Below are 25,837 nucleotides of genomic sequence, written 5' to 3' on the forward strand. Positions count from 1 at the left end.
GGCCGAGGCCCGGTTGAGGGACGGCCCCGGCGAGCCAATCTCGCCGAGGCCGTTTCCGTTGGAGACCGGGCCTTTTCAAGCGAAGCCATCCGGTTAAGTTTGGCGCATGGTCCTTCTCATCTGCGTCCTCGCGGTCCTGCTGGCGGGCGTCACCGTGCTGCCGCTGTCGGGGACCCACCATTGGTGGGTGCGGATGTGGGACTTTCCCCGGGTCCAGATCGCCATCGGGCAGGCGGTCGCCGCCGGGCTGGCCTTCGGGTTCCTTGGGGGCTGGCCGCTCTGGGCGGTGCTGGTGCCGACGGTCGCGGGGCTGGGGCTGCAGCTCTGGCGCATCCGGCCCTTCACGCCGCTCGCGCGCCGGGAGATGCGGTTCGCGGCGGCGCGCGGGGACGGGCACGAGGTGACGCTGCTCGCGTCCAACGTGCTGATGGAGAACGGGCGGCACGACCTCGTGCGCGACCTGATCCGGGAGGCGGACCCGGACGTGGTCCTGCTGATGGAAACGGACCGGACATGGCTGGAGGGGGTGCGGCCGGCGCTGGAGCGGTATCCGACGGTGCTGCGGCTGCCCAAGGACGACTACTATGGCCTGATCTTCGCGACGCGCCTCGAGGTCGTGCGGGCCGAGGTCGTCTACCTGACGCCGGATGAGACGCCCTCGGTCTTCGCGGCGCTCAGGACGCCGTCGGGGCGGCTCTTCCATTTCGTGGGGCTGCATCCACAGCCGCCGGTGCCCAGCGTGGACACGGAGGAACGGGACGCGCAGATCCTCTATGCGGCGCGGTTCGCGCGGCGTACGGACGTGCCCCTGGTCACGATGGGCGACTTCAACGACGCGGCCTGGTCGCATTCCTCGCGGCTCTTCAAGCATTACGGGCGCTACCTGGACCCCCGGCGCGGGCGGGGGCTCTATGCGAGCTTCAGCGCCACCAACCCCCTGATCCGCTGCCCCATCGACCAGCTCTTCGTGACCGAGGACGTCGCCGTGGTGGACTTCCGGCTCGGGCCCAAGGTGGGGTCGGACCACTTCCCGGTGATCGCCTGCATCCGCATCGACCCGGAGGAGGCGCAGCGACTGAACGTCCAGCCCGTGCCCATGACGCCGGAGGAGCGGGAGGAGATCGACGCGCGGGTCGAGGAGTATCGCGTGACGGTCGAGCGCCCCGCCCCCGCCCGCGCCAAGGCGACGGGCTGAGATCAGGCGGATTCGCCGAGCGCTGTCCGAAGGTTGCCGCCCGAGGCCGCCAGGCGCTGCGTGGCGTCCTCGGGCGAGGTGCCGCCCGCGATCAGGACGGCCCTCTTGATGTTCCACCCGGCGGTGTCGAGGGCGGCGAGGGCGGCGTCGGGCGGGCAGGCGGCGAGGCGGGCGACCATGTCCACGGCGCGGGCCCTGAGCTTGTCGTTCAGGGGGCGCATGTCCACCATGAGGCCGCGATAGACCCGGCCCAGGCGGATCATCAGGGCCGTGGAGATCATGTTGAGCACGACCTTCTGCGCCGTCCCGGCCTTCATTCGCGTGGAGCCGGCCACGACCTCGGCGCCCGTGTCCACGAGGATGGGGGCGTCGCAGGTGGTGAGCAGCGCGGCGCTGGCGCTGTTGGAGACGCCGATCGTGTAGGCGCCCGCCGCGCGGGCCGATTCGAGGGCGGCCAGGGTGAACGGGGTCCGCCCGCTGGCGGCGAGCCCGATCAGCACGTCGTCCGCGCCCAGCCCTGCCTCCGCGACCTGCCGACGGGCGTCGTCGGCGTCGTCCTCCGCGCCCTCGACCGAACGGATGAGGGCATCCGAGCCGCCCGCGACGAGGAAGGCCGTCCGCTCCTCGGGCCAGTCGAAGGTGGGCGCGAGCTCGGTGCCGTCCTGCACGGCGATGCGGGCCGAGGTGCCCGCGCCGGCGTAGAGGAGCCGGCCGGAGCCCCGGGCCAACCGCTCGGCCGCCGCGTCCACCGCGCGCGAGATCACCGGGAGCGCCGGCCCGACCGCCGCGGCGGCGGCGAGCTGGCCCTCCCAGATCGCGCGGGCGACCTCGGGCGTGGTCCAGGCGTCGAGGTCGCGGTAGCGGGGATCGACGGTTTCGGGCATGGCGTGGCTCCGGGCGAGGGTCTCTGGCCGAAGTAGCGGGACGGCGCCCGTCGTCCAAGTCCCCTGCCCTTGCCGCCGTCGCGAGGGACGGGCATCACCCAGGTCGGATCGGTCAGGTTGGGAGCGGGCGCGTGTCTGGGAACGTGATCGTGGTCGGGGCGGGGATCATCGGCGCGGCCGTCGCCTGGCACCTCGCACGCGGAGGGGCTCGGGTCACCGTCGTGGATCGGGGGGCGCCGGGGGGAGTCGCCACGCCCCGGTCCTGGGCCTGGATCAACGCGAGCTGGGGCCACCCCGACCACTACGTCCGGCTGCGGATGCGCTCGATGGAGGAATGGCGCCGCATGGACGGCATCGTGCCGGGGCTGGGGGTGAACTGGTGCGGCGGCCTCGTCTGGGACCTGGAGACCGAGGAGGAGCTGCGCGGCTTCGTGGCCGAGAGGCAGGCGCAGGGCTACGACATCCGCCTCGTCGGGCGGGAGGAGGCGGCAGCGCTGGAGCCCGCCCTGACCCACCCGCCGGCCCTTGCGGCCTATTCGCCGGCCGAAGGCGCAATCGAGCCGCTGGAGGCCACGCAGGCCATCCTGGCGGACGCCGAGCGCCGAGGCGCGCACCTTCTCGTGGGGAACGGGGTCGAGCGGCCGCTGACCAAGGGGGACCGGGTCGCCGGCCTGCGGCTCGCCGATGGGACGGAGCTGACGGCCGACCGGATCGTGCTGGCGGCCGGAGCGGGCACGACGGCACTCGCCGCGCAGGCGGGCGTCGAGGTGCCGGTGGACGAGTCGGCGGGGCTCCTCATCGTGACCGAGCCGCTGGAGCCGATCCTCAACGGGCTGATCGTCGGGCCGGGGCTGGAGCTGAGGCAGCTCCGGGATGGGCGGCTCCTGGCTTCGGGGCACTACGCGGGGAGCGATCCGGGCGCGGACCCGCAGGCGACGGCGGAGCGGCTCCTCGCGACGGTGCAGGCCGGGGTCCAGGGCGGCGAGAGGCTCATGCTCGGCGGCCATGTGATCGGGCAGCGGCCGATGCCGCGCGACGGGCTGCCCATCGTCGGGGAGGCGAGGCCGGGACTCTACCTGGCCGTGACCCATTCGGGCGTCACCCTGGCCCCGGCGATCGGTCGCTTCGTGGCCGAGGAGATCCTCATGGGGCGCCGCGACCCGCTGATCGCGTCCTTCGGGCTGGATCGGGGCGCGGCGTGAAGGCGGGCGGGACGCGGCGGCCCGCCTTCCCGGGCGTCAGTAGCTCGGCGCGGCGTCCCCGAACCACTTCGCCAGCAGCTCGTTCAGCGAGCCGTCCTCCTTCATGGCCGTGATGGCCTCGTCGAGCTTGGCCTTGAGCTCGGCATCGCTCTCGCGGACGCCGATACCGATCCCCTCGCCGAGCGGGACGGGATCGCCGATGAAGGTGAGCTCCCCGCCCGACGATTCGACGATAGGGGTGAGGTAGTCGGTGTCGCCGAAGGCCGCGTCCGCCTCGCCGTTCCGCACGGCCGCGACGGCTTCGTCCTGCGTGGCGAATTCGAGGAGCGTGGCGCTCGTCTCGGCGACGTGGCTGGCCTGGATGGTGTTGGTCTGCGCGGCGACGATGCCGGAGGTCACGTCCACGTCGGGCGAGAGGCCGACATAGCTCGACGGCGTGGGCGGGATGTAGTCCTGGGTGAAGTCGATCACGTCGTCGCGCTCGGGCGTGATGCTCATGCCGGCCATGATCGTGTCGTAGTTGCCGGAGACGAGGTTCGGGATGATCGAATCCCAATCGTTCGTCACCCATTCGCAGGTGAGGCCCGCGCGGGTGCAGAGCTCGTTGCCGAGGTCGATCTCGTAGCCTTCCAGCTCGCCCTGGTCGTTGAGGTAGCTGTAGGGCGGATAGGCGCCTTCGGTTCCCATGCGGACCACGTCCTGCGCGAGGGCGCCGGTCGCGGCGAGGGCCAGGGCGGCGGTAAGGGTCAGGGTTCTCATGGCGCGGGTCTCCCGATGTCGGCGTCGTCGGCAGGCGTAGCGCGGCGGCGCGCGGACTCAAGGGGCGACGCGGCGTTCCCCGGCCGCGCGCCGTCGGGCCTTGCGGAGCGCGCGGCGCTTGGCGAAGCATGGGGGCGTGCGGCGCCGGGACCGCCGCCGAGGGCAAGAATGTCGCTGTTCACGCTGGGCGTCACGATCTACTTCGTCGCCGCCGCCGCCTACATCGTGTCCGAGAACCGGCGGCCGCAGTCCGCCTTCGCCTGGCTGTTCCTGTTCCTGACGCTGCCGGTGGGCGGCCTCGTCATCTACATCCTGTTCGGGCGGATGCGGGGCGGCGTGGGCCGGACGCGCAAGCTCGTGCGGCAGGACGAGGGGCGCCAGCGCGACGGGGTGCGCGGCGCCGCGCAGGACGAGCACGACCGGGCCATGGAGCGCTTCGCCAGCCGGCCGCCCCTGGTGCGGCAGATGGCGAACCTCGCCCACGCGGCCTGCGGCGCGCTGGTCACCACGTCGAACCACGTCGAGGTGCTGGAGGATGCCAGCGCCAAGTATCCCCGGCTGCTCGCGGACCTCGAGGCCGCGCGCGGGACGATCCACCTGCAATACTACATCTGGCGGCCGGACTCGCTCGGGATGCGGCTCATGTCGCTCCTCGAGGCCAAGGTCGCGCAGGGGGTGAAGGTGCGGATCATCTACGACCCCGTGGGCTCCTTCGGGATCAAGACGGCGATCTACATCCGGCGGATGCGGGCCCGGGGCATCGAGATGTGGCCCTCCTCCCCGCTCTGGCGCGTGCACACGATCTCGTATCGCAACCACCGCAAGATCGCGGTGATCGACGGGCGCATCGGCTACACCGGCGGCATGAACATCGGTCTGGAGCACCTCGATCCGGCCAGGGTCTACGGGCGGCAGGATTACCGGGAGTGGCGCGACACGCACCTGCGGATCACCGGCATGGCGGTTCGGTCGCTCCAGCGGGTCTTCACGATCGACTGGGAGAACGCCACAGGGGAGAAGCTGTCGGGGCCGGAGCACTTCCCGCCGCTCGCCGAGGGCGAGGTGGAGGACCGGCAGCCCGTGCAGCTCGTGCTCTCGGGGCCGGACTCGGAGTGGCGGGCGGTGCGGCAGCAGTATTTCGGGATGATCGCCGCCGCGCGCGAGAGGGTCCGGGTCCGGACGCCCTACTTCATCCTCGACGCCTCGCTGGCCGAGGCGCTCAAGACGGCGGCGCTGTCGGGGATCGACGTGTCGGTCATGGTCGCCGATGGCGGGCCGGACCAGAGGCTCGTCTATTGGGCGGCGCAGACCTATCTTGTCGAGATAGCGACGGCGGGTGTCGAAGTGCTGCTCTACGAAGGTGGGTTCCTGCACGCCAAGACGGTCGTCACCGACGGCTGGGTGGCCTCGGTGGGATCGGGGAACTGGGACATCCGGTCCTTCTCGATCAACTACGAGCTCAACGCACTGGTCTACGACACCGCCGTCGCGGCGGAGCTGGAGGCGGCCTACGAGCGCGACCGGGCCCATTGCCGCGTCTTCGACCCGGATGCCTATCGCGCAGGCCCCCGCCTGCTCCGCTTCCGCGATTCGCTGGCGCGGCTCGTGTCGCCGCTGCTGTGATGGCGCGCCCGAGGAGAGAGGCTGGGTGGCGGCTCAGGGTGGCGAGCTACAACATCCGCAAGGCGGTCGGGCTCGACTGGAAGCGCAAGCCCGAGCGCATCCTGGCGGTGCTGGACGAGATCGCGCCGGACGTGGCGGTCCTCCAGGAGGCCGACAAGCGGCTGGGGCCCAGGCCGGCGGCGATCCCGCTCGGGCTCATCGCGACGCATGGGATCTTCGAGCATCTCGATCCGGGGCCGGGGCCGTCGCTCGGCTGGCACGGGAATGCGGTGCTGCTGAAGAAGGGCCTCAAGGGCGAGGTGCTGGACCTGATCGACCTGCCGGGGCTCGAGCCCCGGGGCGCCATCCTGGCCCGCATCCACAGGGAGGACGGCAAGGGCACCTTCGCGCTCGTCGCGGCGCATCTGGGGCTCAACCGAGGCTCGCGCCATCGGCAGATCGCGGCGATCATCGAGGCCACCAGGAACCTCGGGATGCCGGTCGTGATGGCGGGGGACCTCAACGAGCGCGCGCCCGACCGGCTCCTCGCCCCGTTCCACCGCGACATGAAGCTGGTGACGCCGGGGCCGAGCTTCCACGCCTCCCATCCCTTCGTGGCGCTCGACCACATCATCCTGAGCGGCAAGGTCCAGGTGGCGCGGGCGAAGGTCCATGCGACCCCCCTCGCCCACGTCGCCTCGGACCACCTGCCCATCTGGGCGGACATGACGGTGGCCCCCTGAGAGGGGTCAGATGCTCTTCAGCATCCCGCCGTCGTAGAAGTAGGTCCCGCCGACGGCATAGGACGCGCGCGGCGAGCAGAGGAGACCATGAAGTCGGCCGTTCCTCCACCGTGCCGAGCGCTTGTGGGCGCGTGCTCGTTCGCGACGCCCTGGAGATAGGCTTCCCAGTCGCCGTTCTCGGTGAGCTGCTTGGCGGTCTTGACCCAGTCGGGGGTGAGGATGAGTCCCGGGTTCACCGTGTTGACGCGGATGTTCATGGGGATGAACTCGGTCGACATGGTCTTGGAGAGCATCAGCAGCGCGGCCTTGGTCACGTTGTAGATGGGCTCGTACCAGAGCGGCTGCGTGGCGCAGATCGAGGCGTTGTTGAGGATCGCGCCGCCCCCGCGCGGCGCCATCAAGGGCACGAGCCCGCGCGCGAGGCGGACGGCGGCCATGACGTGCAGGTCCCAGTAGGCCTGCCACTTCTCGTCGGGCGCCTTGAGGATCGTCTCGTTCGAGCCGGTGCCGGCGTTGTTCACGAGGATGTCGCAGCCGCCGAACTCGCGCTTCGCGGCCTCGATCAGCGCGTCGCAGCCCTCGGCGGTGGCCACGTCGCAGGCCTGGGCCACGGCGCGGGTGCCGAACTCCCGCGCGATGGCCTGGGCCGCTTCCTCGGCGCGCGAGCCGTCGCGGGCGGCGATGAGGACGTGCGCGCCCTCCCGCGCGAAGGTCTGCGCGACGCCGAGGCCGATGCCGACGCTGCCGCCGGTGACGACCGCCACCTTGTCCTTGAGTCCGAGATCCATCGTCAGGCCATCCAGTTTCCGCCATCGACCCCGTAGGTCTGGGAGACCACGTAGTCGGAATCCGAGGAGGCGAGGAAGATCGCCATCGGGACGAGGTCCTCGGCCGTGCCCATGCGGCCATAGGGGACGGAGTCGCCCACGATCCGCTTCTTCTCGCCCAGCGGGCGGTTCTCGTAGCGGGCAAAGAGCGCGTCCACGCCGTCCCAGTGCTCGCCCTCGACCACGCCGGGGGCGATGGCGTTGACGTTGATCCGGTGCTTGATGAGGTCGAGCCCCGCCGACTGGGTGAAGCTGATCACCGCCGCCTTGGTGGCGCAGTAGACGGCGACGAGCGCCTCGCCCCGACGACCGGCCTGCGAGGCCATGTTGATGATCTTGCCGCCCTGCCCGCGCGCGATCATGCCTTTGGCGACCGCCTGGGTGGTGAAGAACACGCCCGCGACGTTGACGGCGAAGAGGCGGTCGAAGCTCTCGCGCGTGATCTCGACGATGGGGGCGGCGTCGAAGAGGGCGGCGTTGTTCACGAGGATGTCGATGCCGCCGAGCTCCCGCTCCACCTCGGCCACGGCCCCCTCTATGCTGTCCTGCCGGGTCACGTCCATCTCGACCGCCATGCCGCCGTCGAGGCCCTGGGCGGCCTGCCGCGCGCGGTCGATGTTGATGTCGGCGATGGCGACGCGGGCGCCCTCCCGCGTGTAGGCCTCGGCGAAGGCCAGGCCGATGCCGCGCGCGGCGCCGGTGATGAGGGCGCGCTTGCCGTGGAGTTTCATGGTCTCTCCTTGCTTGTCGTTCGATGGCCGGTCCGTGGCGGCAGCCTGGGTCGGTGGCGCCGGGCCGGCGGAGTCGCTTGCCACCAAGCCCGTCCTGCGCGGCGGGATCAAGGGGCGAACGACGCGTCCGCGCCGCGACACGGCGGCGAAGGGACCAGCCGAAGGAGTTCGCGACCGTCCCGAGCCGGCGCGCCCCCGATTCTCACGGCTGCCCCAAGTCGGGCCTGCTTGGGGCGGAGTCGGGGCGCGACCGCCACGTCTCCGCCTCAATCTCGCCGAAGATTCAACCGGAGCGAGAGAAACAACACCCTTTTGGCGGAGGCGGGGGCCCTTAACGGGACGTTAATTTCTGTCCCAGGCCGGTTCCTTGGGAGCGGCCCTGCAAAGTCCCAGACCGGCCTCATGGCCTCTCAATCAAAGGAAATTCCTCATGCGCAACGCGCTCGTGAAGACCTTCGCCCGCCTCCGCAGCGACGAGAAGGGCGTGACCCTCGTCGAGTACGGCATCGCCCTCGTGCTGGCCGTCACGCTCGGCACCTCGGCGCTCTTCGGCTTGGCCGGCAAGGTCGACGGCAAGATGGACGGCGCTTGCAACGTGCTGACCGCGACCAACGCCACCACGCCCGGCACCGGCGGCTGCTGAGCAAGGAGAAAGCGACTTGTCCAAGTCAACTGTGAGAACAGGCGTCAAGATGGCCGGGTCGCTTCGCAGGACTACCGTTCGCTTCGGCAAGGACGAGAAAGGTGTGACCCTCGTCGAGTACGGCATCGCCCTTTTCTTGGCGGTATCCGTAGGTGCGGCGGGCCTGATGGGCCTGGGTGGTAAGGTCGAGGACAAGATCAACGCCGCCTGCGACACGCTGGACCCGAGCTGCGTGCCCTGAAGTCCTGTTTCCCAGTGCTGTTTTCGCAACCTGTCGGGAGGCCGCCTGCTCGGCCTCCCGGCCATAGACGCTTCAATTCCGGAGTCGCTCATGCGCGTCAGTTCGATCCTCATCGTCCTCATCGGCTTCGGCGTGGCCGGCGGGTCGGTCTACGCCGCCCGGGACTACCTCGAGATGCAGGCCAAGGCCGGACGTGACGGCCAGATGGCCACGGTCGCCGTCCTCGTCGCCGCGCGGGACATCGCGCTCGGCCAGACCATCGAGCCGCACATGATCACCACCCAGGACTGGCCGGTCGACTCGGTGCCGCCGGGCGTGTTCACCGACTCCGCCATGCTCCTGCCCGACCCCGGCGAGCAGCCGCGCCGCGCGATGCGGGCCATCGCCCAGGGCGAGCTCCTGACCGCCAACCGCGTGAGCGACTGGGGCGAGAAGGTGACCATCGCGCAGACCCTGGCCGAGGGCACCCGGGCGATGGCGATCAGCGTGGACGCCCAGACCGCCGTCGGCGGCTTCGTCACGCCGGGCGACTTCGTGGACATCGTCCTGACCCAGGGCGGCGGCGAGGAGCTGCGCGCGGTGACCATCCTCCAGAACATCCGCATCATCGGCGTGGACCAGGACGCGAGCGAGCAGACCGACGCCCCGTCGGTCGCCCGCACCGTGACGGTCGAGGTCACGCCCGACCAGGGCCAGCGCGTCGCCCTCGCCCAGCAGGCCGGCAAGCTGTCGCTGAGCCTGCGCGATCCCAACGCCTCGGTGGACGAGGCCCTTCCCGCGATCAACCTCAGCGACCTCCTGATGATCGAGAAGCCCGCGCCGGTCGAGGTCTCGGCCCCGGCGGAGGCCGCGCCCGAGCCCGCGCCCATCCGGCGCAGCATCGTGGTGCGCCGCGCGGGCGTCCCCACCACCGAGGATTACTGAGGACGCGGAAGGGAGGGCCGAGCCATGGGCATGATCCGACGGGTGAGGGCGGACGAGCGCGGGACGGTGCTCGTCTTCGTCGCCTTGGCCCTGGCGGTGTTCCTGGGCCTCGTGGCGATGTCCTTCGACCTCGGCCGGGTCGCGGCTACCCAGTCGGACCTCCAGAGCTTCGCCGACAACATGGCCCTGGCCGTGGCGGGCGAGCTGGATGGCAACGCCGACGCCCTCACCCGGGCCGAGGCGGCCGCGGTGGCGATGATCACCGACACGCAGAGCTTCGGCTCCGGCGACCGGACCCTGAACCGGAGCGACGTGACGCTGACCTACCTTTCCAAGCTCGGCGATGAGACGAAGGGCGAGGCGGACACCGTCGCGACGACCGCGCGCGCGGCCCGCTTCGTGAAGGTGGACGTCAACGCCCACGGGGTGCAGATGGCCTTCGCCTCGGCGGTGAGCGTGCTGACCGGTGGATCGGCCACGAACATGGCGGTGGCGGCATCCGCCGTCGCGGGGTTCACCCAGGTCGCCTGCCAAGTCACGCCGCTGATGTTCTGCCTGCCCGACGCCAGCTACAGGGCCGAGGACCACGTGGGCGACATGATCCGGCTGCGCACCGCGCGCTCGGGCGCCTCCTGGGGACCGGGCGACTTCGGCTTCCTCGATACCGCCCAGATCCCCGTCGCCCCGGGCGGCCCCTGCGACGGGCTGAGCGGCCAGAAGCTCGACGCCTGCCTCATCAGCGGCATCGGCAGCGTGGCCCTGTGCTTCGACATGCGCGGCGTCGATACGCTCCCCGGCCAGCGGGGCGGCCAGGAGGACGCCTACTTCAACGTCCGGTTCGACATGTATGGCCAGACGATGAACAACGACGGCAAGAACCCGGTCTTCGCACCGGCGCCCAACGTGGTCGCGGGCCTGGTGCCGGACACCAAGGGCAAGAGCGGCACCAGCGACTTCTGCAAGATGCAGCCGCAGACCGATCCCGCGACCGCGACGTCGATGGCGCTGCCGCAGGATACCTGCATCGCGAATGACACCTGCCGCTTCGGCAGCGGCGACTGGGACCGCGCCGCCTACGTCGCGATGAACCACAACGGCACCGATCCCGAGGTCGACCCGCTGAATCCCCGGACGCGCTACCAGATGTACCTGGACGAGATCCACAACGCGAACCTCGTCTCGTCCACGGCGCCGATCCTGCCCTCCACCACCTCCGCCGGGACGACCCGGCCGGAGAACGGGCGGCCCCAGTGCTTCCAGCCGCCCAAGACGGGCTACACGGCGCCGGATGCCGACCGTCGCGTCATCGTCGCCGCCGGCATCGACTGCGGCGCGAACCCGGTGGGCGGCCGGACCACGGGCGTCCCGGTCAAGGAATTCTTCCGGGTCTTCCTGACCGAGCCGGTCCGCGCCAACGGCACCACCCCGCCGACGTTCGACATCCTGGGCGAGATCGTCGGCAGCGCGGGTGGCGCGGGCTCGACCGAGGACGACCAGTTCCGCGACGTCGTGCAGCTCTATCGGTGATGGCCATGGCCCCTCGGTCCCTCCTCCGCCACCTTGTCCGATCCGACCGCGGGGTCGCCCTGGTAGAGTTCGCCTTCGCCCTGCCCCTGCTCATCATGCTCTTCGCGGTCATCATCGAGGGCGGGCGGATGATGTGGTCCTATCAGACCGCCGTCGCCGAGGTGCGCAACGCGGCACGCTACGTCGGGAGGGTCGTGCACTCGGACATCTGCACGTCCGGGAAGACGGTGGCCGACTACGTCAGCGTCTCGGACCTGGCCACCCATCTGAGCGGCGTCCTGCCGACCCAGGTCCAACTGGACACGACCGTGCCGCCGGGGGTGACCGTGACCCGCACCTGCGTCGCCGGATCGTTCCGCCTTGCCTCCACGCCCATCGCGACCGTCTCGGCCAAGGTGCGGATCAACCTCCCCTTCGAGGGCCTCTTCGACATCGTGGGGCTCGGGATGGCGCCGTACCTCGTCACCACCATCACCGACAACACCCGGGTGTTCGGATCATGAGCGCGACGCACCACCTTCGGCGGCTTCGTCGCGACGACAGGGGCACCACGGTCGTGGAGCTGGCCTTCGTGATCCCGCTGCTCCTCCTGTTCTTCTTCGTCCTGCTCGACTTCGGGCGCCTGACCTACACCTGGGCCATGGCCGAGAAGGCGACGTCGATGGCGGCGCGCATGGCCGCCGTGCGCACGCCCGTGGATTGCGGCGGCAAGACGTTGCCGCTGACGAACGCGAGGGTGACCGGCTCCGCCGTCCAGTTCGGCGCGTCCTGCAGGCCGCAGAACCCGTCCGACCCCAGCCCCTGCGTCGCGGTCGCCGCGATGGTCTGCTCCGGAACCAGCGCGAACGCGACGGCGAACCGGATCTTCACGACGATCCAGCCGCTCCTGCCCAACGGCGCGGGAGCGGGGAACCTGAAGTTCACCTACACGAATGATCCCAGCATGAACTTCCTTGGCGGTCCCTACGTCCCGTCGTGAAGGTGGAGCTCCAGGGACTCTCCTTCGGCTTCGCCTCGCCGCTTCTCGGCCTCGCCCGGCTGGCCGGGGCGATCACCACGGGCGACACCCCGCCGCCATCCCCTCCCCTCGATGAGCGTGTCGCTCCCGGGGGAGGACCTGAACAAGGGCATGTGCGACTCGACCCCCACAGCATCGGGCTGCACCTGAAAACAGGAGACCAGGCCATGACCACCAAGACCAAGACCCAGATCGCCCCTGGTCGGCGCCGGCGCCGAGACCGACGGGATCGACGCCGCCCTCCGGGCCATGCCGGACGTGGAGCTGGAGCGGCGCGAGGGCTCGCTCACCCGGCTCAACGGCGCGGCCTACCGGCTGTCGGCGACGGCGGACGTGATCCTCTTCCGCACCACGCCGGGCGAGGACCTCGACCTCGAGGCGATCCGCACCCTCCACAAGTCGCCCGAGCGGACGGCGAGCCTGATCGCCCTGACGGCGCCGGACCTGCCGCTCGCGGAGGCGCGGCGGATCATCCAGGCGGGCGTCACCGACGTGCTGCCCTGGGACACCGACGCGGACGAGCTGCGTCAGCACCTCGACCGCTGGAGAAAGCCCAAGCTGCCGGCGCTCTACGAGGCGCCGCAGCACCGTCGCGGCAAGGTCGTGACCGTGGCGCAGGCGCGCGGCGGGATCGGGGCCTCGACGCTGGCCGTCAACCTCGCCGACCGGCTGATGGACCGGCGGGGCCTGCGGAAGGTCGCGCGCAACCGCGTGGTGGTCCTGGATCTCGACCTCCAGTTCGGGTCGGTGTCGAGCCTTCTCGACGTCAAGGAGAACGAGGCGCTCTACCAGATGGCCACCGACGGCACGGTGCCGGACGCGACCTTCGTCAACCATGCGCTGGCGAGCACGCCCCAAGGTCTCTGGGTGCTGGGCGCGCCGTCGCGGTTCGCCCCGCTCGAGGTGCTCACCGCCGTCCAGGTCGGTGCCCTGGTGGACGCGCTGTCGGACCAGTTCGACTACGTGGTGATCGACCTGCCGCGCAGCCTCGTGCTCTGGATCTCGGCGGTGCTGGAGCGGACCGACCGGCTGATGCTGGTCACGGACTGCACCGTGCCCTCGGTCCGGCAGTCGCGGCGGCTCCTCGACCTCTATCTCGAGAACAACCCCGCGCTCCATGTCGAGGTCGTGATGAGCCAGGAGCACAAGCCGCTGGTCCGGGGCAGCCATCACCGCGAGGCGGCCAAGCTTCTGGAGCGGCCGTTCACGCACTGGCTGCCCTTCGACCCGCGTGCCGTCCGCAAGGCGAGCGACCGGGGGCTGCCGCTGTCGGCCGCCGCCGGAAGCTCGCCGCTGTCGAAGTCGATCGCCGCGCTCGGCCGCGACACCCTCGCGGCCCTGATGCGCAACGAACCCGCCCACGCCCGCCGTCACTAGGAGTCGTCATGTTCCGCAACTTCACCCGCCCGTCCGACGTCTCCCAGGCCAAGGTCGTGCCCCTGGGCGCCACGGGCCAGGCCGCGCGCGCCAGCGCGCCGTCCGTGGCCGACTACGTGACCACCGAGGAGCGCGAGCTGGTCAAGCGGCTCGAGCTCAAGAGCCGACTGCACGACGCCGTGCTCGACCGGCTGAACCTCAACGTGATCGAGAAGGTCGACGCCGAGGACCTCCGCCGCGAGGTGACGGCGCTCGTGAGCCAGGTGCTCTCGGCCGAGAACACCCCCCTTCCCGCCGCCGAGTTCAAGTCCATCGTCGAGGAGCTGCTCCATGAGGTCATGGGGCTCGGGCCGCTGGAGCCGCTGCTGGCCGACCCGACCATCAACGACATCCTCGTGAACGGCTATCGCAACGTCTACGTGGAACGGTTCGGCGTCCTCGAGAAGGTGCCGACCCGCTTCCGCGACGAGCGGCACCTGCTGCGGATCATCGACAAGATCGTCAGCCGCATCGGCCGGCGCGTAGACGAGAGCCAGCCCTGGGTGGACGCGCGCCTCGAGGACGGGAGCCGGGTGAACGCGATCATCCGGCCCTGCTCGATCGACGGGCCCTCCATGTCGATCCGCAAGTTCGCCAAGAAGCCCTACACGATGGAGCGGCTGGTGGACACCGGGGCGCTGTCGCCCAAGGCGGCGCAGCTTCTGAAGGGCCTCGTGCAGGCGCGGATGAACGTGCTGATCTCCGGGGGCACGGGCTCGGGCAAGACGACGATGCTCAACGCCATGTCGTCCTTCATCGACGAGCGCGAGCGGATCGTCACCATCGAGGACGCGGCGGAGCTGCAGATGCAGCAGGCCCATGTGGTCCGCCTGGAGACCCGTCCGCCGACCCCGACCGGCGGGGGCGCCGTGACCCAGCGCGACCTCGTGCGAAACGCGCTGCGGATGCGGCCCGACCGCATCATCGTGGGCGAGGTGCGCGGCGCCGAGACCTTCGACATGCTCCAGGCGATGAACACGGGCCACGACGGGTCGATGACCACCGTGCACGCCAACACCGCGCGCGACGCCCTGGGACGCCTGGAGCAGATGGTGACGATGATGGGCGTGGACTTCCCGCTCTCGGCCATCCGGGGGCAGATCGCCTCGGGCCTGCATTTCGTGGTGCAGCTCTCGCGCCTCGCCGACGGCCGGCGCCGGGTGATGAGCGTGAGCGAGATCACCGGCATGGAAGGCAACGTCATCACCATGCAGGACATCTTCGTCTACCGGAAGAAGGGACGGTCGGAGTCCGGCGAGGTACTGGGCGACTTCGTCCCGACCGGCCTCCGCCCGCGCTGCGCCGACCAGCTCGCCGCCGCCGGGGTGGACCTCGACGCGACCGCCTTCATCGCGGAGCGCTGAGCCATGACCCCGGGCCTTCAGGACCAGGAAGTCATCTATCTCGTCTATGTCGGCGTGGCGCTCGGGGTCTTCCTGCTCGTCACCGGGCTGGGCCAGCTCCTCACGCGCGGCGAGAACGCGGCGGAGGCCCGCAACCGGCGCATGAAGATGATCGGGCGGGGCGCCTCGACCGAGGAAGTCCTGGCGCTCCTCAAGGCGCCGGAGGATTCGGGCCTGCTGCGGCGCATCCCGGTGCTGGGGAACCTCGCGCGGGAGATGCGCCGGGCCGGGATGACGATGTCGCCCGCGCACCTCCTGCTCTTCTGCCTCCTGGGCGGCGTGGCGCTCGGGCTCTTCGCGGTCCGCGTGCTGCCGCCGATACAGGCCTTCGCCGTGGCGATCGGCGTCTCGCTCCTCCTGCCGGTGGCGGTGGTCGGGGCGAAGCGGCGCAAGCGCGTGGAGGCGCTGGTGGCCCAGCTCCCGGACGCGCTCGACCTGATGTCCCGGGGCCTCAAGGTCGGACACCCGCTCAACACCTCGATCGGCGCGGTGGCCAAGGAGATGCCCGACCCCGTCGGGACCGAGTTCGGCCTGATCTTCGACCAGGTGAGCTACGGGGACGACCTCGTGGCCGCCGTGCAGGAGTTCGCGCAGCGGGTGGACATCGAGGACGTCCACTACCTGGCCGCGAGCATCGCCATCCAGCACGGGACCGGCGGCGACCTCGCCCGGGTGATCGAGGTCATGGCCAAGGTGATCCGCGGCCGCATCGCGATGCGGCGGCGCATCCGGGCGATCTCGTCGGAAGGGCGGCTCTCGGCCTGGTTCCTGTCCGCGATTCCGGTGGCGATCTACACCTTCACCTCGATCTCCTCGCCCACCTACTTTGGCGGCGTGATCGCGGACCCGCTCTACGTGCCGATGATGTCGGTGATCGTGGTCCTGGTGGTCACCAACGCCCTCGTGCTCCGCAAGCTCGTCAACTTCCGCATCTGAGGCCGCCATGTTCGAACAGATCGAGTTCCTTGCCTCCCAGCTCGGCCTCACCCCGACGACGCTCCTGCTCGCGGGGATCGGGCTGGGCTGCATCCTGGGCTTCGTCGGGATCGCGGCGCTGGCCGGGGACCGCAACCCTGCCGCCGCCCGGCTCGCCGCGGGACGGAGCACCCGGATCACGGCGCGCGTGGACCGCGGGCTCCTGCGCAACCCCGACGAGGACCCGAAGGGCCTGGCCAAGGTCTTCGTGCCGACCGACCTCTCGCAGCGGGTCCAACTGGCCCGGGACCTCGCGCAGGCCGGCTTCTCGGGGCGCCACTCGGTCCGCAATTACCAGTTGATCCGCGTGGTCTTCGGGGTGCTCCTCCCCGGGGCGCTCCTGGCGCTGCTGATCCTGGCCCGGACGCCCGGCGTCACGATGCCCTTGGACATCCAGAGCCGTGTCGCGCACCTGACCAACAACCAGATCATGATCGGCCTCTCGCTCCTCGTGGCGACGGGCTACTTCGGGCCGCACTACTGGCTCCAGGGCCGGGTGGCCGAGCGGCGGCGGCGAATCGAGGAAGCCTTTCCGAACGCGCTCGACCTCCTGCAGGTCTCGGTCGAGGCGGGGCTCGGCTTCGACGCGGCCATGACGCGCGTGGGCAACGAGCTGGCGCCGGTCTCGCCCGATCTCTCCTGGGAGTTCCTGTCGGTGCAGCGGCAGGTGCAGGCGGGACGCCCCCGCGAGGCGGCCCTGGCCGACATGGCCGCCCGCACCGGCGTGGAGACGGTCCGATCCTTCGCCAGCGTGGTGACCCAGTCGATGCAGTTCGGCACGAGCATGTCGGAGGCCCTTACGGCCTATGCCGCGGAAATGCGCCTCTATCGCGAGATGAAGGCGCAGGAGATGGCCAACAAGCTTCCGGTGAAGATGTCGGCCGTCCTGGCTTCGCTGATGCTGCCCGCAATGGTGCTCATAACCCTCGGCCCGGTGGTGATTCGCTTCATTCGCAATTTCTGATCGCGGGAAATCGAGGGCATCCCCGGGCATTGTTGAGCGATCCGGGCATGCCACATCCGACGCGTGTGTCGAAATTCGCCTAAGGGTTGAAATACACCATCTTTCAACGGAGAGAATGCCATCTTCTTGACGCAAACTCCGCTTCGCAGGATGGTGATCGCAGGGGAAGTCAGACACGCAACTCAACGATAAGTCGGACGAGCCTCGGGGCAGCGAGCGATAGGTTTTTGTCTGGAGTAGCGCCTCGTGGCCATTAGCGACGTTTTGAAGTCCGAACGCAGTTCCGTTCAAGTCGCAGGCACCTTTGCGGAATCAGGGCTGATCGCCGCCATCGCGAGCTGGTGCGAATGCCTGCAGGGCCGCCAGCCCCTCCTTGCCGCCCTGAAGCATCTGGCCGAGGGCCTGGACGCCCGCGCGATCTGCCTGTCGCGTCACTCGCGCGAGGCCGGGGGTTCCGTACGGTCGGTGATCTACAACCTGCCCTCGTCGGTGCGGCCCAGCGTCGAGGTGACTCGGTCCTATGCGGATTGCGTACTGGGCCGCTACGTCGACCGGCCGCGCCCGGCTTCGGTCTGGTTCTCCTCCTTCACCGAGGGCAACGACGACCCGTCGCTCGAGGTGTTCCAAGAGAGGGCACGCATCGCCGAGACCGTGATCGTGGCCCTCGCCCTCGAGGAAAAATGGGCCGACTACCTCGAGATCCACCTTCCGGTGGCGCCGGGCGGCGGGGCGCAGGGGCTCTTCAACACGCTGGCCGACACGCTGAGCCGAACCTGGATCCGCCGCAGCCCGGGGCTCTTCTCGGATGCGATGCTGGCGAGCCGGGCCCAGGGCCATTCGCCCCTGCGCGAACCGATCCTGAGCACCGCGAACCCCGCCCGCCTCTCCCGGGCCGAATTCCGGGTCTGCGTGCTGCTGAGCCGGGGCCTCAGCACCTCCTCCGTCTGCTCGGAGCTGTCGATCTCCCCCTCGACGCTGAAGGCCCATCTGCGGAGCATCTTCGCCAAGACCGAGACGAGCTCAATGACGGAGCTCCTCTACCTCCTGCTCGCCCCCTGGAAGGGCGAGGACAGGCTGGCCGGTCCGGCGGCGCGGCGGGCCTGAGTCGTGGAGCTGCTGCCCCTGGCCCTGGCCGCGCCGATCCTTCTCTGGATCGCCTGGACGGACTTCCGCGTCATGCGCATCCGCAACTCGGCGGTGCTGGCGGCGCTGGCAGTCTTCGTGCTCACGATCCCGGCGATCGGCTGGCCGGAGGCGGGGTTCCGGCTGATGGCGGGGGTCATCGTCTTCGCCGCGGGCTTCGCCCTGTTCGCCGCGCGCATGGTGGGCGGCGGCGACGTGAAGATGGGCGCGGCGCTCATGCTCTTCGTGCCGACGGGCACCTACACGCTGTTCGCCTTCGTCTTCTCGGCGGCGATGCTGCTCGGCATGGCGGTCGTGCTGACGCTGCGGGCTGTCCCGGCGCTGAGGCGGACCGGTACCGTCTCGCTGCGCGCCAAGGGCACCTTTCCCATGGGGATCGCCTTGGGCCTGAGCGGGGTGGCGCATCTCGGGGTGCTCGCGGCGCTGTCCTGAATCGAGGGATCGGTTCGCCGCCCGGCCAAGGGCTGCAGCCGATCGCATAGCCGGTCCGCCGCGCGGGTCCGCTTCGGGCCGCGTCCTTTCGGAATGCCGGTTGCCGGGCCGGACCTCCGGGTCTATCACCGGGCCTGCCCCGGCGGGATCTCCCTTGGGCAGCGCACCGGGATCGCATGCAGCATCGTTGTTCATTGCTGACCGGCCTGGGCCGGAAGCCGACGTCGCACCTCCCGATGCCGTGTCGGAAGGGGGCGGGTCCCTTCGGCCGCGCGGTGCCGTCCCTGATGTCCGGGGACCCTACACAGGCGCGACAGAAGGCGGCAGCCCGCTGGGGCGCCCGATGGGATAGCGTCGCCACTTCGGTCGCTTCAACGGAGGTCGGGGCATGAGTGCCAGCGCAAGGGCCCTTGGCCATGTCGTGACGGAGCCGGGCGACCGCTCGGAGGGCGAGGCTCCGGGGTTCGCCTTGTCCGATGGGGCTTCGACCGTGGACACCGCCCGTCGCGTGCTGCGGACCGAGTCGGAGGCGCTGCGGTTGCTCGCGGACGACCTGCCGGAGGACTTCGACCGGGTAGTCGAGCTCCTCCTGCGGACGCAGGGACGCGTGATCGTCTCGGGCATGGGCAAATCGGGGCACGTCTCGCGCAAGATCGCGGCCACGCTGTCGAGCACCGGCACGCCGTCGCACTTCGTCCATCCGGCCGAGGCGAGCCACGGGGACCTGGGAGCCGTCTCCGAGGGCGATGCCTGCATCCTCGTCTCCAACTCGGGCGAGACGGCGGAGCTGTCGGACCTGATCGCGCATACGCGCCGCCTGGGCATCCCGCTCGTGGGCGTCGGCTCGCGACGCGAGAGCACGCTGATGAATGCGGCGGACCTGCGGCTCGTGCTGCCGCCGGCGCCCGAGGCCTGCCCCATGGGCCTTGCGCCCACGACATCGACGACGATGACGCTGGCCCTGGGCGACGCGCTGGCGGTCGCGCTGATGGAGCGGCGCGGCTTCATGCCCGAGAACTTCCACAGCTTCCATCCGGGCGGGCGGCTGGGCGCGCGGCTCGCCAAGGTGGGGCAGATCATGCGGGGGCCCGGGTCGCTGCCGCTGGTCGGGCCCGACACGCCGATGACCGAGACGATCCTGGTAATGACCAACAAGGGCCTGGGCGTCGCGGGCGTCGTCGCCGAGGGGCGACTGGTGGGCATCGTCACGGACGGGGACCTCCGGCGAAACATGGAAGGGTTGATGGGCAAGCTCACCCGCGAGGTGGCGACCTGGTCGCCGCTGACGGCGCCCCCCGGTATGCTCGCCGCCGAGGCGGTGGCGCTGATGAACCAGCGCAAGGTCAACGTGCTCTTCGTGGTGAACGAGGACAGCGTTCCGGTCGGGGTTCTCCATATCCACGACGGCCTTCAGGCCGGGGTGGCCTGAGGGAGGGCGCGCCCGGCGACGGCGGGGGCCCTCTTTACACCGCCTGTCGCGCGGACGAAGGTCCCCGAGCCGAATGGGGGATGCCGCCGACATGGAGAGTTTCGCGCCGGAGGTCGACCCCCGCGCCTTCCGCACCGCCCTGGGAAGCTTCGCGACCGGCGTCACGGTGGTGACGGCGCGCGACGCACGGGGGGAGCCGGTGGGCCTCACGGCGAACAGCTTCGCGTCCGTCTCGCTCGATCCGCCTCTGGTGCTGTGGTCGCCGGCGCGCGCCTCGCGGCGGTTCGAGGCTTTCGTGGAGGCGGAGGATTTCGCGATCCACGTGCTGGCCCGGGACCAACAGGCGGTCTGCGACGCCTTCGTGCGGGCGCAGGGCGGCTTCGCGGCCGTGGCCTGGAGCGAGGGACCACGCGGGCTGCCGCTCCTTGAGGGCTGCGTGGCGCGGTTCCTGTGCCGGCGGGAGGCGGCGATCGACGGCGGGGACCATGCGATCCTGCTGGGCCGCGTCTGGTCCGCCGCGCGGTCCGACGGGGCGCCCCTGGTGTTCCAGGGCGGGCGCTACGGGGGCTTCGTGCCCGCCGACGAGCCGCATCCGAGCCCCGATTCCGCCCCTTAGACGGGAAGCGGCGAGACCCCGATGACGTAGGGGTGCAGCCAGAGGACCGCGAGCCAGATGGCGACGGCGAGCAGGAGGCGGCCGGCCCGCGCGGCGACGGCCACGCGCCACCATGCGGCGCTGGCGAGCGGGCGGAGCGAGAGGGCCGAGGTCGTGGCGAAGTAGGCGCGGGCGGCTTCGGGCGAGAGGGCGGCGCGGGCGCGGGCGTCGAAGGCGGGCATGGCGGCCAGCGCCATGAGGGCGAAGCCGCCGAAGAGGATCACGTGGGCGAGGTCGCCGTTCGGGAAGAGGTGCGACAGCGACCAGAGCGCGAGCGCCAGGAGCAGCGGGTGCCGGGTCAGGGCGGCGAAGCCGGGGGCGGTGGGGTCGAGCTTCGGCGCGCGAGGACCGCTGAGGGTTGTCGTACGCGCCGGGAGGCCGAGGGTCGTCACCGCGATGGCGAGCGGCATCACGAGGTTCGGGACCCAGCGCGTCCAGGGGAGCTGGGGCCAGAGCTCCACGTAGGGGGGCCAGGCGGCCGCCGCGATCACCCAGGCGGTCACGAGGAGCGAGATGACCCCGTAGATCGAGAACCAGGCGCGGCGGCCCAGGGCCTCGATCAGGCGGGCGCGGATCGCGGGGCGGGTCGGCACGAAGTGGGTGCCGACGAAGGCCGTCCAGGCCAGGGCGTAACCGGCCCAGCCGGTCACGCCTCCGCCCCTCCGTCCACCTCGGCCATGAGCTTCGTGAGGTGCCGGGCGTAGATCCAGGCGGGCGGGAGGCCGAGCGGGATGCTGGCCCAGAGCGCCTGCCACGGCGTCAGGATGGGAAGGCCCACCCAGCCCAGCAGCAGCGAGGCGAAGAAGAGGTTCAGCATCATCGCCCCCGCCGCGAAGGGATAGATCCCCGCGACGAGCCCCCAGCCCGGTTTCATCGACGCCTCACCAGCCAGTGGACGGCCGCCAGCATCACGACCATGGCGACCGAAGCCACGGCGAACCAGAACTGGTCCCCCGAGGAGTAGGGCGGCGGCGCGGGGAGCTCGACGGCCTGGGCCAGCGCCGCGCCGGGGAGGAGGGTCAGGAGGAGGATCAGGGCTTTCATGGTCAGCTCTCTCTGGTCAGTCCGTGGTAGATGTCGGGGAGCGCCTTGGGAAGGCGCTGCGGGTCCGGAAGCAGCGTGAATCCGCCGCGGCCGAAGATGCGGGCGAACCAGTCCTGGCCGTCGGCGTCGATGACGATGCCGTGGACGGACTGGCCGAGGGCGCGGGCCTCGCGCACGGCCATGCGGCTGTCCTCGATCCCGTGGACGCCCTCGTAGTGGTCGAGGTCGTTGGGCTTGCCGTCGGTGAGGACGAGGAGGAGGCGCTTCTGGGCGCCCTCCTTGGCGAGCTGGGCCGAGGCGTGGCGGATGGCGGCGCCGAGGCGGGTGTAGTGGCCCGGGCGCAGGGAGCCGATCCGCTGGGCGACGGCCTGCGACATCGGCTCTCCGAAGCCCTTGCAGCGGTGGAGGAACACGCGGTCGCGGCGGAGCGAGCAGAAGCCCCAGACGGCCAGCCGGTCGCCCACCTTGTCGAGGCCCGCCGCGAGCGCCGCGACCGAGTCGCGGGCGGTGTCGATGACGGAGCGTTCGCCGGTCACGGCCTCGGTGGAGCGCGAGCAGTCCACGAGGAGGGCCACGGCGAGGTCGCGTTCCGTCGCCCGGGAGGCGAGGTGGATGCGGTCGCTCCCCTGCCCCGTCGCGCGGATCATGGCCCGGGAGGCGACCACCGCGTCGAGGTCGAGCTCCGCGCCGTCCATCTGGCGGGGCAGCGTGACGCGGCGGGGGTGCAGCGCCTCGAACTGGCGGCGGACGCGGGCGGCGAGGCGCGGGTCGGGGGTCGCGGCGGTGGCGGAGACCTCGGCCTCGGATTCGAGGACGCGGGCGTGGTCGGGCATGTAGCTGCGCGAGCGGTGGTTCCACTCGGGGTAGGTGAAGCGGTCCGAGAGGCGCTCGTGCTCCGCGTCCTGGGGCGCGAGGTCGAGCGAGACGCGCAGGCGCGAGGCGGCGCGCTTCCAGTGCTGGGACAGGGTGATGTGGTCCTGGTCCTCGGCGGCCTTGGCGGCGTTGTCGTCGGTGTCGTCGTCCGTCATCCGGGCGAGGTTCAGGCTCTCGGCCCAGGAGAGGATGCCCTCGAAGCGGTGCAGGATGAAGGTGTCGCGACGGGTCGTCTGGTCCTGGTCCTTGCGCTCGCCCCGCTTGCGGCCCGCGATGGCGAGGCCCTGGGGTCCCTGCCCCGGCTCCTGCGCGTCGAGGGCGGCGCTGCGGCCCTTGGCGGCGCGCTCCACGCGGGGCCAGATCGGGACGGCGGCCAGGGGGGCGTAGCCGCGCGGCGCGGCGAGGGCCGCGGCATCGAACTTCCGCAGGAGCTCCTGCGCGCGGTCGTGGAACGGGGGCGGGCCGCCGAGGACCCAGAGGGCCAGCTCCTCGACGGCGCTCTCGGTGGCGGAGCCGGGGCTCGCGGTGCGGCCTTGGCGCAGATGGGCGGCTAGCGAGTCGGCGGCGGGGACGAGGCCGGGGCAGAGCTCGCGGAGCTTCCAGCCCGCCTCCTGCATCGCCCTGAGCTGGACCATGTCGGCGACCAGCGGGTCCTCGGGGCGGTCCTGCGGCTCGGTGACCGCCGCGAGGGCGGCGCACCAGAGATAGGCGGCACGGTTCATCTCGCGCGTCGGGAAGACGGCCAGCTCGGGGGGGAGACGCAGGCGCTCCCCGTCGAAGGTCGCGCGGTGCTCCTTGGGGTGGAGGCCGGCGACCTGCTCCCGAAGGCGGCGGCGCTGCGGGGCCACGGTCTGCGGCGCGGGGCCGATCTCCACGCCCCCACCGCCGCCGAGCGCCCGGAAGAGCACGGCCACGCTGGTCCGCATCTCCTCCAGGGTCACGGCGGCCTCGGCCGTGCCCTGCGCGGGCGCGGCGAGGCGGCTCGCCCAGTCGTGCCAGAGGTTCCCGACGAAGTCCTCGGGCTCCATCATCTCAAGGGCGGCGTGGAGCATGATCGTTACCCGAAGACCGTGGCGGCGAGGTCCCGCAGGGCCTGCTGCGTGTCGGCGTCGTCGCTGAGCGGCTCGATCACGGCGGCCTCCAGCGCGCGCTCCACCGCCATGCCGGCGGCGATCAGGCTGCCCGCGTAGACCAGGAGGCGGGTCGAGACGCCCTCCTCGAGGTCCATGCCCGAGAGCTTGCGGATGTGGCCGGCGAGGCGGACCAGCGCGCCGGCGCGGCGATCATCGAGGCCGGTCTCGTGCTTGAGGACGCGGGTCTCGATCTCGGGCTCGGGAAAGTCGAAGCCGAGGGAGAGGAAGCGCTGCCGCGTGGAGGGCTTCAGCTTCTTGAGGATGTTCTGGTAGCCGGGGTTGTAGCTTGCCACCAGCATGAAGGACGCAGGAGCCGCGAGGTCCTCCCCGGTGCGGTCGATGAAGAGGCGGCGGCGGTCGTCGGTGAGCGGGTGAAGCACCACCGTCACGTCCTTGCGGGCCTCGACCACCTCGTCGAGGTAGCAGATGCCCCCCTCGCGGACGGCCCTCGTGAGAGGACCGTCCACCCAGACGGTCTCGCCGCCCTTGAGGAGGTAGCGGCCGATCAGGTCGGCCGCCGAGAGGTCGTCATGGCAGGCGACCGTGTAGAGAGGCAGGTTCAGACGCGCGGCCATGTGCTCGACGAAGCGGGTCTTGCCGCAGCCGGTCGGCCCCTTCAGGAGAAGGGGCAGGCCCTTGGCCTGAGCCGCCTCGAAGACCGCGCATTCGTCGGCCGTCGGCTGGTAGAAGGGAACCTCGCGGACTTGGACGAAGGCGTTCATGGGTGTCACTCCCCGGGTTGGAGGGCCGCTTGGGCCGCGGGACGGTCACGCCGGATGACGGCGCTGGAGTAGATGAAGAGGATGGCGCCCAGGACCACCGCGAAGCCCGCGCCGAAGCGCATCGCGTAGAAGAGCCAGAGCTGGTCCTGCACGTCCATGTAGTACATGCCCATCACGCGCTGGAGATGCGTCTGGACCGTGCCCGCGAAGGTCAGCACGAAGGTCATGAAGGCCACGCCGGACGTCATCAGCCAGAAGGATGCGATGTTGAGCGCCTGGTTGTAGGGCTCGCGGTTGCGCAGCAGCGGCAGGGCGTAGGTCATCACGGCGAGGTTGATGCAGACATAGGCGCCGTAGAAGGCCAGGTGCCCGTGGGCGGCGGTGATCTGCGTGCCGTGGGTGTAGTAGTTCACCCCGTGCAGCGTGTGCAGGAAGCCCCAGACGCCGGCGCCGAAGAAGGCCACCGTGGAGGAGCCGAGCGACCAGAGGAGCGCGGCCTTGTTCGGGTGGTTCTTGCGGCCCTTCCAGACCATGACGAAGGCGAAGCTCATCATCCCGAAGAAGGGGACGACCTCGAAGGTCGAGAAGATGGAGCCGACCCACTGCCAGTAGCCCGGCGCGCCGATCCAGAAGTAGTGGTGCCCGGTGCCCAGGATGCCCGAGAAGAGCGCCGTCGAGATGATGACGTAGAGCCACTTCTCGATCACCTCGCGGTCGACGCCGGTGAGCTTGAGCATCAGGAAGCCCAGGATCGCGGCCATGACCAGCTCCCAGGTCGCCTCGACCCAGAGGTGGACGACGAACCACCAGTACATCTTGTCGAGCGACAGGTTGTCCGGGTTGATGAAGGCGAAGACCCAGAGCAGCGACAGGAGCCACAGGCCCAGCAGCAGGATGTTGGTGATCGCCGTCTTGCGGCCCGCAAGCGAGGTCATCGTGATGTTGAACAGGAAGATCAGCGCGCCCACGAGGATGCCGACCTTGACCCAGAGCGGCTGCTCGAGGAACTCGCGCCCGCCGTGGATGCCGACGAGGTAGCTGACCACGGCGCCGAGGGCGCCCACGGTCAGGATGATGAGCTGCGCCCAGGCGAGCTTCTCGGAGTAGAGCTCGTGCTCGGCCTCCTCGGGGACGAGGTAGTAGGCGGCGCCGAAGAAGCCCATCAGGATCCAGACCACCAGGGCGTTGGTGTGGATCATGCGGACGATGTTGAAGGGCAGGATCACGCTAAGCGTGTTGGGCGAGATGTAGATCCAGCCCGCGAGGAGCCCGGCGAGGACCTGGACGGCGAAGAGGGACAGCGCGACGGCGAAGTAGCCGAGGGCGACCCTTTGCGATTGATACTTCATGGC

28 protein-coding genes are annotated in these 25,837 nt (G+C 70.7%); 18 read left to right on the forward strand and 10 right to left on the reverse strand.

The window, feature by feature from the left end; translation table 11 throughout:
- Positions 1-106: 106 nt before the first annotated feature.
- A complete protein-coding gene (locus RUMESO_RS00560) occupies positions 107-1,195 on the forward strand; it encodes an endonuclease/exonuclease/phosphatase family protein (RefSeq protein WP_051520877.1) in 1,089 nt (362 codons plus the stop codon).
- 2 nt (positions 1,196-1,197) lie between these two features.
- Here RUMESO_RS00560 and RUMESO_RS00565 read toward each other — a convergent pair whose 3' ends face one another.
- The gene (locus RUMESO_RS00565) at positions 1,198-2,079 is read right to left on the reverse strand and encodes an N-acetylmuramic acid 6-phosphate etherase (RefSeq protein ID WP_037277192.1); all 882 of its coding nucleotides are present in this window, start codon (positions 2,077-2,079) and stop codon (positions 1,198-1,200) included.
- A 131-nt stretch (positions 2,080-2,210) separates the two neighbouring features.
- On the opposite strand from RUMESO_RS00565, the gene RUMESO_RS00570 reads away from it, so the two are divergent.
- Positions 2,211-3,281 (forward strand): NAD(P)/FAD-dependent oxidoreductase, encoded by a 1,071-nt coding sequence (locus tag RUMESO_RS00570; protein WP_037277193.1) that lies wholly within the window; start codon positions 2,211-2,213, stop codon positions 3,279-3,281.
- A 36-nt stretch (positions 3,282-3,317) separates the two neighbouring features.
- Here RUMESO_RS00570 and RUMESO_RS00575 read toward each other — a convergent pair whose 3' ends face one another.
- Positions 3,318-4,040, reverse strand: a complete 723-nt coding sequence (locus tag RUMESO_RS00575; RefSeq protein ID WP_037277194.1) for a transporter substrate-binding domain-containing protein — start codon at positions 4,038-4,040, stop codon at positions 3,318-3,320.
- Positions 4,041-4,208: 168 nt separating this feature from the next.
- On the opposite strand from RUMESO_RS00575, the gene cls reads away from it, so the two are divergent.
- The gene (gene cls, locus RUMESO_RS00580; protein ID WP_037277196.1) at positions 4,209-5,663 is read left to right on the forward strand and encodes a cardiolipin synthase; all 1,455 of its coding nucleotides are present in this window, start codon (positions 4,209-4,211) and stop codon (positions 5,661-5,663) included.
- A gap of 38 nt (positions 5,664-5,701) precedes the next feature.
- Entirely contained in the window at positions 5,702-6,385 is a 684-nt protein-coding gene (locus RUMESO_RS00585; RefSeq protein WP_051520878.1) for an endonuclease/exonuclease/phosphatase family protein, read from the forward strand.
- A 17-nt stretch (positions 6,386-6,402) separates the two neighbouring features.
- On the opposite strand, the gene RUMESO_RS00590 is transcribed toward RUMESO_RS00585, so the two are convergent.
- Both RUMESO_RS00590 and RUMESO_RS00595 read right to left on the reverse strand, forming a co-directional pair.
- Positions 6,403-7,173 (reverse strand): SDR family NAD(P)-dependent oxidoreductase, encoded by a 771-nt coding sequence (locus RUMESO_RS00590; protein WP_245639099.1) that lies wholly within the window; start codon positions 7,171-7,173, stop codon positions 6,403-6,405.
- Positions 7,174-7,175: 2 nt separating this feature from the next.
- Positions 7,176-7,943: an L-iditol 2-dehydrogenase gene (locus tag RUMESO_RS00595; protein WP_037277200.1), complete on the reverse strand. Its 768-nt coding sequence runs from the start codon at positions 7,941-7,943 to the stop codon at positions 7,176-7,178.
- Between the two features lie 430 nt (positions 7,944-8,373).
- Here RUMESO_RS00595 and RUMESO_RS00600 point away from each other — a divergent pair, with 430 nt between their 5' ends.
- The 14 genes from RUMESO_RS00600 (at position 8,374) to RUMESO_RS00665 (ending at position 20,674) form a co-directional block, all read left to right on the forward strand.
- Positions 8,374-8,586: a Flp family type IVb pilin gene (locus RUMESO_RS00600; RefSeq protein WP_037277201.1), complete on the forward strand. Its 213-nt coding sequence runs from the start codon at positions 8,374-8,376 to the stop codon at positions 8,584-8,586.
- A 16-nt stretch (positions 8,587-8,602) separates the two neighbouring features.
- Complete coding sequence (locus RUMESO_RS24780) at positions 8,603-8,827, forward strand: Flp family type IVb pilin (protein WP_156362569.1); 225 nt, start codon at positions 8,603-8,605, stop codon at positions 8,825-8,827.
- A 90-nt stretch (positions 8,828-8,917) separates the two neighbouring features.
- Positions 8,918-9,751: a Flp pilus assembly protein CpaB gene (gene cpaB / locus RUMESO_RS00605; protein WP_037277202.1), complete on the forward strand. Its 834-nt coding sequence runs from the start codon at positions 8,918-8,920 to the stop codon at positions 9,749-9,751.
- 24 nt (positions 9,752-9,775) lie between these two features.
- Complete coding sequence (locus RUMESO_RS00610; RefSeq protein ID WP_037277205.1) at positions 9,776-11,278, forward strand: hypothetical protein; 1,503 nt, start codon at positions 9,776-9,778, stop codon at positions 11,276-11,278.
- A gap of 5 nt (positions 11,279-11,283) precedes the next feature.
- Positions 11,284-11,781 (forward strand): TadE/TadG family type IV pilus assembly protein, encoded by a 498-nt coding sequence (locus tag RUMESO_RS00615; protein ID WP_169791110.1) that lies wholly within the window; start codon positions 11,284-11,286, stop codon positions 11,779-11,781.
- Complete coding sequence (locus RUMESO_RS00620; protein WP_051520880.1) at positions 11,778-12,257, forward strand: TadE/TadG family type IV pilus assembly protein; 480 nt, start codon at positions 11,778-11,780, stop codon at positions 12,255-12,257. Before RUMESO_RS00615 ends, RUMESO_RS00620 begins: the two co-directional genes overlap by 4 nt.
- 288 nt (positions 12,258-12,545) lie before the next feature.
- Positions 12,546-13,673 carry a CpaE/TadZ family protein gene (locus tag RUMESO_RS00630; protein WP_037277208.1) on the forward strand — a complete coding sequence of 376 codons (1,128 nt, stop codon included), beginning with the start codon at positions 12,546-12,548 and terminating at the stop codon, positions 13,671-13,673.
- A gap of 8 nt (positions 13,674-13,681) precedes the next feature.
- Positions 13,682-15,076, forward strand: coding sequence for a TadA family conjugal transfer-associated ATPase (locus RUMESO_RS00635; protein WP_037277209.1), 1,395 nt, complete (start codon positions 13,682-13,684; stop codon positions 15,074-15,076).
- A 3-nt stretch (positions 15,077-15,079) separates the two neighbouring features.
- Entirely contained in the window at positions 15,080-16,051 is a 972-nt protein-coding gene (locus RUMESO_RS00640; RefSeq protein ID WP_037277211.1) for a type II secretion system F family protein, read from the forward strand.
- Between the two features lie 7 nt (positions 16,052-16,058).
- Positions 16,059-17,054, forward strand: a complete 996-nt coding sequence (locus RUMESO_RS00645) for a type II secretion system F family protein (RefSeq protein ID WP_037277214.1) — start codon at positions 16,059-16,061, stop codon at positions 17,052-17,054.
- Positions 17,055-17,300: 246 nt separating this feature from the next.
- Positions 17,301-18,158: a helix-turn-helix transcriptional regulator gene (locus tag RUMESO_RS00650; RefSeq protein ID WP_156362571.1), complete on the forward strand. Its 858-nt coding sequence runs from the start codon at positions 17,301-17,303 to the stop codon at positions 18,156-18,158.
- A gap of 3 nt (positions 18,159-18,161) precedes the next feature.
- Positions 18,162-18,629 (forward strand): prepilin peptidase, encoded by a 468-nt coding sequence (locus RUMESO_RS00655; RefSeq protein WP_037277215.1) that lies wholly within the window; start codon positions 18,162-18,164, stop codon positions 18,627-18,629.
- A gap of 388 nt (positions 18,630-19,017) precedes the next feature.
- Entirely contained in the window at positions 19,018-20,058 is a 1,041-nt protein-coding gene (locus tag RUMESO_RS00660; protein WP_082483285.1) for a KpsF/GutQ family sugar-phosphate isomerase, read from the forward strand.
- Positions 20,059-20,149: 91 nt separating this feature from the next.
- A complete protein-coding gene (locus tag RUMESO_RS00665) occupies positions 20,150-20,674 on the forward strand; it encodes a flavin reductase family protein (RefSeq protein WP_051520896.1) in 525 nt (174 codons plus the stop codon).
- On the opposite strand, the gene RUMESO_RS00670 is transcribed toward RUMESO_RS00665, so the two are convergent.
- Genes RUMESO_RS00670 through RUMESO_RS00695 form a run of 6 tightly spaced genes read right to left on the reverse strand, consistent with a single transcriptional unit; the run spans position 20,671 to position 25,834 of the window.
- On the reverse strand, positions 20,671-21,363 hold the full coding sequence (locus RUMESO_RS00670) for an NnrU family protein (protein WP_037277218.1): 693 nt from the start codon (positions 21,361-21,363) through the stop codon (positions 20,671-20,673). The two genes, RUMESO_RS00665 and RUMESO_RS00670, sit on opposite strands and share 4 nt — an antisense overlap.
- Positions 21,360-21,587, reverse strand: a complete 228-nt coding sequence (locus RUMESO_RS00675; protein ID WP_037277219.1) for a hypothetical protein — start codon at positions 21,585-21,587, stop codon at positions 21,360-21,362. The genes RUMESO_RS00670 and RUMESO_RS00675 overlap by 4 nt, the downstream gene beginning before the upstream one ends.
- Positions 21,584-21,757: a hypothetical protein gene (locus RUMESO_RS00680; protein WP_037277220.1), complete on the reverse strand. Its 174-nt coding sequence runs from the start codon at positions 21,755-21,757 to the stop codon at positions 21,584-21,586. The genes RUMESO_RS00675 and RUMESO_RS00680 overlap by 4 nt, the downstream gene beginning before the upstream one ends.
- A 2-nt stretch (positions 21,758-21,759) precedes the next feature.
- Positions 21,760-23,682: a nitric oxide reductase activation protein NorD gene (locus RUMESO_RS00685; protein ID WP_037277222.1), complete on the reverse strand. Its 1,923-nt coding sequence runs from the start codon at positions 23,680-23,682 to the stop codon at positions 21,760-21,762.
- A gap of 5 nt (positions 23,683-23,687) precedes the next feature.
- The gene (locus tag RUMESO_RS00690) at positions 23,688-24,485 is read right to left on the reverse strand and encodes a CbbQ/NirQ/NorQ/GpvN family protein (RefSeq protein ID WP_037277223.1); all 798 of its coding nucleotides are present in this window, start codon (positions 24,483-24,485) and stop codon (positions 23,688-23,690) included.
- Between the two features lie 5 nt (positions 24,486-24,490).
- Positions 24,491-25,834 carry a cbb3-type cytochrome c oxidase subunit I gene (locus RUMESO_RS00695; RefSeq protein WP_037277225.1) on the reverse strand — a complete coding sequence of 448 codons (1,344 nt, stop codon included), beginning with the start codon at positions 25,832-25,834 and terminating at the stop codon, positions 24,491-24,493.
- Positions 25,835-25,837: the final 3 nt, after the last annotated feature.

It is taken from the genome of Rubellimicrobium mesophilum DSM 19309 (assembly GCF_000600335.2).
GTDB classification, from domain to species: Bacteria; Pseudomonadota; Alphaproteobacteria; order Rhodobacterales; family Rhodobacteraceae; genus Rubellimicrobium; species Rubellimicrobium mesophilum.

Coding starts and splice junctions, on each gene's coding strand:
- RUMESO_RS00685 (WP_037277222.1), bottom strand. CDS start 23,682: ATGCTCCACGCCGCCCTTGAGATGATGGAGCCCGAGGACTTCGTCGGG.
- RUMESO_RS00690 (WP_037277223.1), bottom strand. CDS start 24,485: ATGAACGCCTTCGTCCAAGTCCGCGAGGTTCCCTTCTACCAGCCGACG.
- RUMESO_RS00600 (WP_037277201.1), top strand. CDS start 8,374: ATGCGCAACGCGCTCGTGAAGACCTTCGCCCGCCTCCGCAGCGACGAG.
- RUMESO_RS00645 (WP_037277214.1), top strand. CDS start 16,059: ATGTTCGAACAGATCGAGTTCCTTGCCTCCCAGCTCGGCCTCACCCCG.
- RUMESO_RS00635 (WP_037277209.1), top strand. CDS start 13,682: ATGTTCCGCAACTTCACCCGCCCGTCCGACGTCTCCCAGGCCAAGGTC.
- RUMESO_RS00575 (WP_037277194.1), bottom strand. CDS start 4,040: ATGAGAACCCTGACCCTTACCGCCGCCCTGGCCCTCGCCGCGACCGGC.
- RUMESO_RS00620 (WP_051520880.1), top strand. CDS start 11,778: ATGAGCGCGACGCACCACCTTCGGCGGCTTCGTCGCGACGACAGGGGC.
- RUMESO_RS00590 (WP_245639099.1), bottom strand. CDS start 7,173: ATGGATCTCGGACTCAAGGACAAGGTGGCGGTCGTCACCGGCGGCAGC.
- RUMESO_RS00630 (WP_037277208.1), top strand. CDS start 12,546: ATGCCGGACGTGGAGCTGGAGCGGCGCGAGGGCTCGCTCACCCGGCTC.
- cls (WP_037277196.1), top strand. CDS start 4,209: ATGTCGCTGTTCACGCTGGGCGTCACGATCTACTTCGTCGCCGCCGCC.
- RUMESO_RS00615 (WP_169791110.1), top strand. CDS start 11,284: ATGGCCCCTCGGTCCCTCCTCCGCCACCTTGTCCGATCCGACCGCGGG.
- RUMESO_RS00565 (WP_037277192.1), bottom strand. CDS start 2,079: ATGCCCGAAACCGTCGATCCCCGCTACCGCGACCTCGACGCCTGGACC.
- cpaB (WP_037277202.1), top strand. CDS start 8,918: ATGCGCGTCAGTTCGATCCTCATCGTCCTCATCGGCTTCGGCGTGGCC.
- RUMESO_RS00675 (WP_037277219.1), bottom strand. CDS start 21,587: ATGAAACCGGGCTGGGGGCTCGTCGCGGGGATCTATCCCTTCGCGGCG.
- RUMESO_RS00640 (WP_037277211.1), top strand. CDS start 15,080: ATGACCCCGGGCCTTCAGGACCAGGAAGTCATCTATCTCGTCTATGTC.
- RUMESO_RS00560 (WP_051520877.1), top strand. CDS start 107: ATGGTCCTTCTCATCTGCGTCCTCGCGGTCCTGCTGGCGGGCGTCACC.
- RUMESO_RS00595 (WP_037277200.1), bottom strand. CDS start 7,943: ATGAAACTCCACGGCAAGCGCGCCCTCATCACCGGCGCCGCGCGCGGC.
- RUMESO_RS00610 (WP_037277205.1), top strand. CDS start 9,776: ATGGGCATGATCCGACGGGTGAGGGCGGACGAGCGCGGGACGGTGCTC.
- RUMESO_RS00680 (WP_037277220.1), bottom strand. CDS start 21,757: ATGAAAGCCCTGATCCTCCTCCTGACCCTCCTCCCCGGCGCGGCGCTG.
- RUMESO_RS00695 (WP_037277225.1), bottom strand. CDS start 25,834: ATGAAGTATCAATCGCAAAGGGTCGCCCTCGGCTACTTCGCCGTCGCG.
- RUMESO_RS00660 (WP_082483285.1), top strand. CDS start 19,018: ATGAGTGCCAGCGCAAGGGCCCTTGGCCATGTCGTGACGGAGCCGGGC.
- RUMESO_RS00665 (WP_051520896.1), top strand. CDS start 20,150: ATGGAGAGTTTCGCGCCGGAGGTCGACCCCCGCGCCTTCCGCACCGCC.